Genomic DNA, 8,141 nt, shown 5'->3' with positions numbered 1-8,141 from the left:
GGCATCAGCGCGCTGATCCGGGATGTGCGCCGGCTGGGCGGGGTGGTGCGGCTGGAACTGGAGCGCAGCGACGGTTCCGGCCTGGTGGAGGCGGAAATGAGCCGTGGGGAATTTCAGGGCAATGGCCTGAACAAGGGCGATGAGGTACTGATTCAGCCCAAGCGGTTGAGGGTGTTCAGCAAGGGAGAATCGGCCGAATCACCGCCTGCACTCTAGCGTGCGACACGGCGCGCTGACTGATGACCTTTGGGCGACACCTAGACGTGTATCCGAGCGATTTGCCATTTCATCGTCCGTAAAGCCGATAAACTGCCAACTCCGTCGGGATTCGCCGAATTGCGGAATCTCGTGGCTGGCGGGCGTAGATCTGAGCATGCTTCTGGGGAAAATCATCGGCCGTCGTGGGAAGATTTCACCTTAGTCGGCGTTTCTATCAACGCCTGCGGATCCGATACCTGTTCCTATTTGGATAAGACCATGAAGGACACCGAGCACCGCGCAAGGTCGGGCTCTGAACGCCCTGATTCGATCTCCCTGGGCGAATCGATTGTCTATTGGCTGAAGCTCGGCTTCATCAGCTTTGGCGGCCCGGCCGGTCAGATTGCGATCATGCACCAGGACCTGGTGGTACGGCGCCGCTGGATTTCCGAGAGCCGTTACCTGCACGCCCTGAATTACTGCATGTTGCTGCCGGGTCCGGAAGCACAGCAACTGGCCACGTATATTGGCTGGCTCATGCATCGGAACTGGGGTGGAATCATCGCAGGTGGCTTGTTCGTCCTGCCGTCACTGTTGATCTTGATAGCCCTTGGTTGGATCTATCTGGCCTTTGGCCAACTACCAGCGGTTGCGGGGGTGTTTTACGGGATCAAGCCGGCGGTCACCGCCATTGTCCTTTTCGCGGCTTACCGCATTGGTATGAGGGCGCTCAAGAACTGGGTTTTGTGGGGCATCGCTGGGCTGGCCTTTCTGGCCATCTTCGTCTTGGATGCGCCGTTTCCCCTTATCGTAGTGGCGGCGGGGTTGCTAGGCGCCCTAGGTGGCAGACTGGCTCCTGAAAAGTTCGCCGTAGGCGGTGGCCATGGCGCATCGAAAAGGTCCTTCGGTCCCGCGTTGATCGATGACGATACCCCCGTGCCACCTCATGCGAGGTTTACCTGGGAACGGTTGGCCAAGGTGGCGGGATTGGGGCTGCTGCTTTGGAGCAGCGTGATTGGGGTGCTATGTGCCCGTTATGGCTGGAACGGCGCCCTGACGCAAATGGCTTGGTTTTTCACCAAGGCAGCCCTTCTGACCTTCGGGGGCGCCTACGCGGTGCTGCCCTATGTCTATCAGGGAGCGGTCGAACATTACCAGTGGCTGACGCCCCAGCAAATGATCGACGGACTGGCCTTAGGTGAGACGACGCCCGGGCCACTCATTATGGTGGTGACGTTCGTGGGCTTTGTGGCAGGCTGGACGCAGCAGGTCTTGGGACAAAACCAGCCGTTTCTGGCGGGTGTCCTGGCGGCGGTCGTGGTGACCTGGTTCACCTTCCTGCCCAGCTTCGTGTTTATCCTGGCCGGTGGGCCTATGGTCGAGTCCACTCATGGCAATCTGAAATTTACCGCGCCCCTGACCGGGATTACAGCCGCCGTGGTCGGCGTGATATGCAATCTCGCGGTGTTCTTCGCCTGGCACACATTCTGGCCACAAGGTTTCGCCGGGCGGTTCGATGCATTCGCCGCATTGCTGGGCCTCGCGGCCCTGCTGGCACTGTTCCGCTGGAAGCTGGGAGTCATTCCGGTGATTGCCGCATCCGGGCTGGCGGGCTTGGCGTTAGTCTTCATCAAACCATTATTGGTCGGATACGCAGTTTGGTAATGATTACCCGGCATAGACCTCTGCCATAGGGGAGCATGACTGCCATGTCTCACAAGCGATTGCCATCGTTGCATTGCACGCGAAATAAACGATGCAGCGTCAGAGCCTCTTCGTCATCACTGTGCGAGGAAGCTGCATTCACCTGAATGATCTACGCTGGGCACGACATTGGGAATGACCACGAGCAGGCGACCTCTGGCGTTTCTTGGTGTAAACGACGGTGTGGCGGCGCACAGCGATGCCGTCGGCTAGCCCATCAGATGCAGCGAATAGGTGTCGAAGAACCAGAGGAGAAAAACCGTGGTCATTGCAATGGACCAACAAACGCCCAGGACATTGCGGCCGCCTCTTCCCCAACCCGGTTCCGTATCCATGATGTGAATGGCCGGCGCGACAGCAGCCAATATTCCCAGCGCGGTCACTTTCCCGATCTCGGGGCCGAAGAAGGAGCCAATGACACCGCTGGCGCAGAGGCCTGCAAGGAATCCGGCGGTGATGCCCAGGCTGCGGTCGTGAAAACGCAATATGTCGCCAATTACGAGGAACATGCCCAGTCCGAAATTGGCGGCCAACCAGGCGTCACCGCTCCCAACTAGGATCACCACGCTGAAAAAGACGCCTGCGATCAAGCCGTTCAGCAGTTTGTTAGTCGCATCGCTAGTTGGAACGTGCGAAGGGCCGTTGGGGCGATTCAAAAGATCGCTGAGTTCGTGCGCAATGCTCATGGTGAATCCGATCGGAGAGGGAGTTGAATTACAAATTTTGCCAGCTGTGGGGTCTGTCGACCCGCCGCAGGAATAAGAGTTCCAAATTCTCGAAATACGCGATGGCAACACTCTCAGTGTAGTGGCTCGACGGCGCACTGCAGCCTCGGTAGCTTGTTCCTCCTGAGCCGGGCTGCTCAATCATGTGGCGAGTGACAATGGCTTCTATACTTGAGTGACCTCATCCGGTGCCTGCCAACTTCGATTGGCAAATTTGGCTTGGAAACTCAGTTGACGCTGCGCGACCACTGGGCTTGCCTCCGGGGTATCCCGAACGATGCGAGGTAAGCCGCTTGAACTTCTCAGTCCGGTATGGAGGGAGAGACATACTGCACCTGGTAGGATTGGCTGCCGGGTATGTAATGCTCGCCCATATCTCGCTGACCTATCTGTCGCCCAACGGAGTTGTTTCGATCATCTGGCCGCCCAGCGGACTTGGATTGGCTGCCATGCTGATGCGGGGGAGAAAGTTATGGCCAGGGGTTTTTATAGGCGCATGCGTCGCCAACGCTTTGGCCGGTAGTTCGGTAGCCGTATCGGCCTGTATCGGAGTTGGCAACACCCTGGAAGCGGTCGTCGGTTATGGCTTGTTGGCCCGTGCTAATTTGCGCGGCTTTTCACTGAGTGCCCCCGCTGACTTTCGAAAACTCGCCCTTGTTGGCGCCTTGAGTGCTTCTACGAGCGCGCTGATCGGAAATTCCGTCTTGTTGAGCGTTGGTTTCCTGAACTGGGAGACCCTGATTGCAAATCTGGCCCGATGGTGGCAGGGAGACTTCCTCGGCATCCTGTTGGTAACCCCGCTTGTCCTGGTCTGGCGTAGGTGGCCTCGTGGCTGGTTCGAACGATCACGGTGGCTTGAGACTTTGTCATTTTTGGGACTTTCTCTGTTCTTCGGCCAAGTCGTCTTCCTGGATTGGTTCCGCCAACCCTTCGGCGTGATAGCGCTCGGCTACTGGATGTTTCTGTTTGCCACGTGGGGTGCTGTGCGATTCGGTCTGCACGGGGCATTACTCGTTGCCACCACGACGGAAATACAGGCGTTATGGGGCTCGACACACGGCAGCGGCTTCTTTGCCAATGACGTCAGTCAGTCGAGCCTGAATAATCTTTGGTTCTATCTGGTCGTACTGACGACACTCAGCTTGACGCTGGCCTTGACCATCCACGCGCGTGAAAAGGCCGAGGCGGAACTGCGCCACAGCGAGGAACGCTACCGTCGGCTGGCGGAAGATTCCAGTGACTGGATCTGGATCATCGATGCAGAAGGAAAGCACATTTATTCCAACGAGCGGGTCAATGAATTGGTGGGAGTTGATCGTGAAGTCTTTTACACGACGGATCCCCTGACTCTCATCCATCCGGAGGATATTCGGCTCTACACCCAGACATTTCAACGAGCCGTTCAGGAGCACAGTGGCTGGCGTGACGTTGAACTGCGCTGGCGAAACCAAAAGGGAGACTACCGGACCGTTGAATCGCGGGCCTCGCCGATGTTGGACCCGGATGGCCGCCTGATAGGCTTTCAGGGGATTGATCGAGACATCACTGAACGGGTGCGCACCGATGCGCAGCTGCGGCTGGCTGCCAGCGTGTTCGCCAACAGCTACGAAGGGATCATCATCGCGGATGCCCAGGATCGCATTGTCGATGTCAACCCGGCCTTCTCCCGCATCACCGGCTATGACCGGGAAGAGGTCATGGACCAGCCCCTTGAACTATTGGTCTCCGGTCGCCACGGACCGGCGTTTTTTGCCGAAATCCGGCAGGCGCTGGCAGAGCATGATTGCTGGCGCGGTGAAATTTGGAACCGTCGCAAGAATGGCGAGGTCTTCGCGGAAATGCTCGCCATTTCCGTCGTGCGCGATCCGGCGGGAAACATCCAGCATTACATCAGCATTTTTTCCGATATCAGCCTGCTTAAGGCGCATGAAGCCGAACTCCAACGCATCGCCTATTACGACACCCTCACCGGGGTTCCCAACAGGCGCTTGTTAGCCGATCGCCTAGGGCAAGCAATGGCCCACGCCCGGCGCACCGGCAGACCGATTGCGGTGGCCTATCTGGATCTGGATGGATTCAAACCCATCAACGACGCCTACGGGCATGCGGCCGGCGACCAACTGCTGATCGAAATCACCGAACGCCTCAAAGGGATACTGCGAGCCGAGGATACCCTGGCGCGCCTTGGCGGCGATGAATTCGTCGTGCTGGTCACGGATCTAGAACAATGTGATGAATGCCACCTGATCCTAGAGCGGGTTTTGCGGGCGGTGAGCGCGCCTGTCCAGGTGAACGATGTCCCGCTGAGCGTTTCCGCCAGTATCGGCGTGACCCTTTACCCGGATGATGATGCCGATGCCGACACACTCCTGCGACATGCCGACCAGGCGATGTATCGAGCCAAAGAAGCGGGTAAGAACCGCTACACCCTGTTTGATGTGGAGCACGACCGACGGATCCAGGAGCACCGTTTCCAACGGGAAAGGCTGCTCGCAGCTCTTTCAAACCAAGAGTTTGTATTGCATTACCAGCCAAAAGTCGATTTGGTGAGCGGCGATGTGATCGGCGCCGAGGCTTTGCTGCGCTGGCAACATCCGGAGCAAGGTCTGCTGCTACCCGGCGCTTTTTTGCACTATCTGAGCGGCGACGATATAGAAATCGCTCTTGGCGAATGGGTCATCGAGGCAGCGCTCGAGCAGATTAAGGTTTGGAATTCCCTTGGCCTGAATTTAATAGTCAGTGTCAATGTCAGCGCCGAACACTTGTTACAGAATGACTTTTCCGAACGGCTTTGCCACATCTTGGCGAAATATCCGGAAGTTTCCCCGAGCGATCTTGAGTTGGAAATCGTGGAAACCGCCGCTCTAGCGGATATTCAGCGCGCGGTGCACGTGCTCGCCCAATGCCGTCAAATCGGCGTGCGCTTCTCGCTGGACGATTTCGGCACGGGCTATTCTTCGCTGACTTATTTTCGGAGCCTGCCGGTCGAGACGCTCAAGGTCGATCAGAGCTTCGTGCGTGACATGCTCGATGATCCGGACGATCTGGGGTTGGTCGAGAGTGTCGTGCGTTTGGCGCATGCCTTCAATCGCTGGGTGGTCGCCGAAGGGGTCGAAACCCTGGAACATGCCGCCATCCTCGTCCGCCTCGGCTGTCGTCGAGCCCAGGGGTTCGGCATCGCCCGCCCGATGCCGCCAGAACATATGCCCGATTGGGTAAGCCACTGGCGTGCCGAATCGCCCTGGCAGCCATTGGCTGGAACTCATCGCGCGCGCGAAGATGTCGTCCTGACGGTAGCCGCGCAGAGCCATCGTCTGTGGATCAAGCAATTGGAGGATTACCTCGACCATCCAGAGCAGGAATTGGCCATGAGCCTGGACAGTCGTCATTGTCGCTTCGGGCGCTGGTATCACGGCAGCGGCTCGATACGCTACGGCACTTACCCCGAGTATCAGGCAATCGATGTGGAACATGAGCGGATTCATAGCCTCGCGTCTGACATCGTCACCCTTGTGAAAGACGGTCAGAGGGACGCCGCCCGCAATCACTTGCCCGCGCTTTACGAAATACGAGATAAACTCCTGATTGCGATCGAAGCACTGGCCGACAAAGTTCGGACGTCCGACGCGTAGGCGTTCCCGCGTTTAGCAAGAGATACGTGCCGATGCTGGCGACGTATCTCAGAGCGATGACCGGCGTCCATCGCAGGTGCGAAGCGAAGGAATACGTGCCCTTGCATTGCCCCATGAGTCCGACGCCTGCCGCCGAACCGATGGCCAGCAGGCTGCCGCCAACGCCCGTCGTCAAGGTGACCAGCAGCCAGTGTTCTTCCTTAATGCTTGGGGCCATGGCTAGGACGGTGTCCATGATGGTGCCATTGTCGATAAGGGCGGAAATCAGGCCGATCAACACGTTGGCCAGGGTTGGTCTGCGGCCCGAACTGTATTGGGATCCGAACGGAACGCTGACTGGGTCGGAACAATTCATCATGGCTGTCACGGCGACCGTTGAGTACGCATTGAGCGAAGGGCCGTACAAGACCCAGATACGGGCCGAGTATCGGTATGACAACTCCACCGGTCGGCAAAGTGGATTTTACGGAGGTGGTGGTATCGATGGGCCTCTGGTGGCAGGGCAGGCCACCTTGCTTCTCGCCGTCCTCATTTCCTACGGTGATCGGTAGCTGCGTGCAATAGTGCCCAAGAGCTATAGATGCCTTGGTTCATCAAGCCTGAGGTGTCGCGAATCGGCCACAAAACCTTACGGCGAGACCGGCCGATAATGGATCATGGACGTTCAGCTTTACCGGCAGTATCGGCCCCATGCGGGCGCTTCGTGCCATTCACAGTTCAACCCGCCCCGCTTGCATCCAGTGTGAGCAGCATCTGCCGCGCTCGTTCGGTCGATTCCTGGTCGCCAAGGCTTATGACGCGCTTGAGGTAGTCGCGGGCACCGGCGCTGTCTCCATGACGGAATGCCAACAGGGCCGCAGCCTGATAGAAAGCTGCTTTTTCCGGTGTGGTGTATGCCTCTCCCTTGGATTCAATGCGCTGCTGCAGACGATCTTTGGCCTGATAGGCGCGGCGCTTGGCGCCAAACACCTCGACTTCCGTATCCGTGTAGATTTCCGCGAGGGCAACCGACAGATTATCGCCCGCATGATGCCCGGCGCGTTCGAGTTCGGTCATGCAGCTCCACAGAAGAACCATCTTGTCGATGCCGAGCAGCCAAGGCCCACGGCGTTCCGCCAATTTGCAGCGGTTAGCGGCGTGCCAGGCTTTTGCTTCTTGGTTATTAGGCTGCTCGCTGACCAAGGGGTCTAGAATTTCACTCGCTTCATCGATGCGGTTATGCTGAAAATAGAGGCGCGCGAGTTCGAGACGGCTGGCAAAGTCGATGTTTCCCTGCAATTCCCGCTGACGCTGCTGCTCTTTAGGAAGCCAGGGAATCTCCGGAAAAGACCTTGAGCAGCCAGTCAACAGGAGGGTAACGGCGATGAGGCATAGAATTGGCTTGATCATAGCGGTTCGAACAGGAGTCAAGACATGACGGGACTGATGACCTGATTGTACGGCGGATCGCGGCCGTTAGCTGCAAGTTTGCGACATTGCCTTTGGCCTCGCTCGCCAGTTGAGCCTGCCGTAGGCTGATCGCCGAATGCAGTTGAACAAAGGGCGAAAGCGCCAAGCTGGAATAGGGGAAGGCCGAGGTCAGGATAAGCCGGATGACAGTATTGGCATATATTTGTAGAAGTTCAGACTTGATCTGACAGAGTTCCTTGCCGCGAGGTGGGGTTACCCGTTTTGATAGAGGTGCGAATCTTCATCGAAACGGCGCGTGAGCGCAGGAGTAACCCCATGAGTAGTCTCAATCAGAATGTCATCCGTCACAAGATCGGTCTGCTGAACCTGGCAACCGAACTCGGCAACGTGTCCAAGGCCTGCAAGGTGATGGGGGTGTCGCGAGACACCTTCTATCGCTACCAGAATGCGGTGGCGGAAGGCGGCCTTGAAG

At 57.8% G+C, this 8,141-nt stretch carries 7 protein-coding genes and 1 pseudogene; 5 read left to right on the top strand and 3 right to left on the bottom strand.

Annotation, left to right across the window (positions count from 1 at the left end; all coding sequences use genetic code 11):
- Together EK23_RS20805 and chrA are read left to right on the top strand one after the other, a co-directional pair.
- Window positions 1-216 (top strand): TOBE-like domain-containing protein (locus EK23_RS20805; protein ID WP_045227327.1); only part of this gene is annotated, 216 nt, incomplete at its 5' end.
- A gap of 261 nt (window positions 217-477) precedes the next feature.
- Complete coding sequence (gene chrA / locus EK23_RS20800; protein ID WP_045227180.1) at window positions 478-1,863, top strand: chromate efflux transporter; 1,386 nt, start codon at window positions 478-480, stop codon at window positions 1,861-1,863.
- A 248-nt stretch (window positions 1,864-2,111) separates the two neighbouring features.
- On the opposite strand, the gene EK23_RS20795 is transcribed toward chrA, so the two are convergent.
- Window positions 2,112-2,588 (bottom strand): hypothetical protein, encoded by a 477-nt coding sequence (locus tag EK23_RS20795; protein WP_045227181.1) that lies wholly within the window; start codon window positions 2,586-2,588, stop codon window positions 2,112-2,114.
- 227 nt (window positions 2,589-2,815) lie between these two features.
- On the opposite strand from EK23_RS20795, the gene EK23_RS20790 reads away from it, so the two are divergent.
- Window positions 2,816-6,259, top strand: coding sequence for an EAL domain-containing protein (locus EK23_RS20790; RefSeq protein ID WP_268748206.1), 3,444 nt, complete (start codon window positions 2,816-2,818; stop codon window positions 6,257-6,259).
- Window positions 6,260-6,269: 10 nt separating this feature from the next.
- Here EK23_RS20790 and nhaD read toward each other — a convergent pair.
- Window positions 6,270-6,554 (bottom strand): annotated as a pseudogene (nhaD, locus tag EK23_RS24400) (sodium:proton antiporter NhaD); the annotation flags it as partial.
- Between the two features lie 61 nt (window positions 6,555-6,615).
- Between nhaD and EK23_RS24395 the strand changes: the two are divergent.
- Entirely contained in the window at window positions 6,616-6,810 is a 195-nt protein-coding gene (locus tag EK23_RS24395) for a hypothetical protein (RefSeq protein WP_235282252.1), read from the top strand.
- A gap of 166 nt (window positions 6,811-6,976) precedes the next feature.
- Here the strand turns inward: EK23_RS24395 and EK23_RS20780 are convergent, their stop codons facing one another.
- Complete coding sequence (locus EK23_RS20780; protein ID WP_045227325.1) at window positions 6,977-7,648, bottom strand: tetratricopeptide repeat protein; 672 nt, start codon at window positions 7,646-7,648, stop codon at window positions 6,977-6,979.
- 336 nt (window positions 7,649-7,984) lie between these two features.
- On the opposite strand from EK23_RS20780, the gene EK23_RS22880 reads away from it, so the two are divergent.
- Window positions 7,985-8,141, top strand: a 157-nt coding sequence (locus EK23_RS22880; RefSeq protein WP_145998776.1) for a helix-turn-helix domain-containing protein, incomplete at its 3' end; no start/stop codon positions are given.

Source organism: Methyloterricola oryzae (assembly GCF_000934725.1).
GTDB classification, from domain to species: domain Bacteria; phylum Pseudomonadota; class Gammaproteobacteria; order Methylococcales; family Methylococcaceae; genus Methyloterricola; species Methyloterricola oryzae.
The sequence above is the reverse complement of the archived record's forward strand: the minus strand, read 5'-3'. Positions and strand labels throughout refer to the sequence as shown.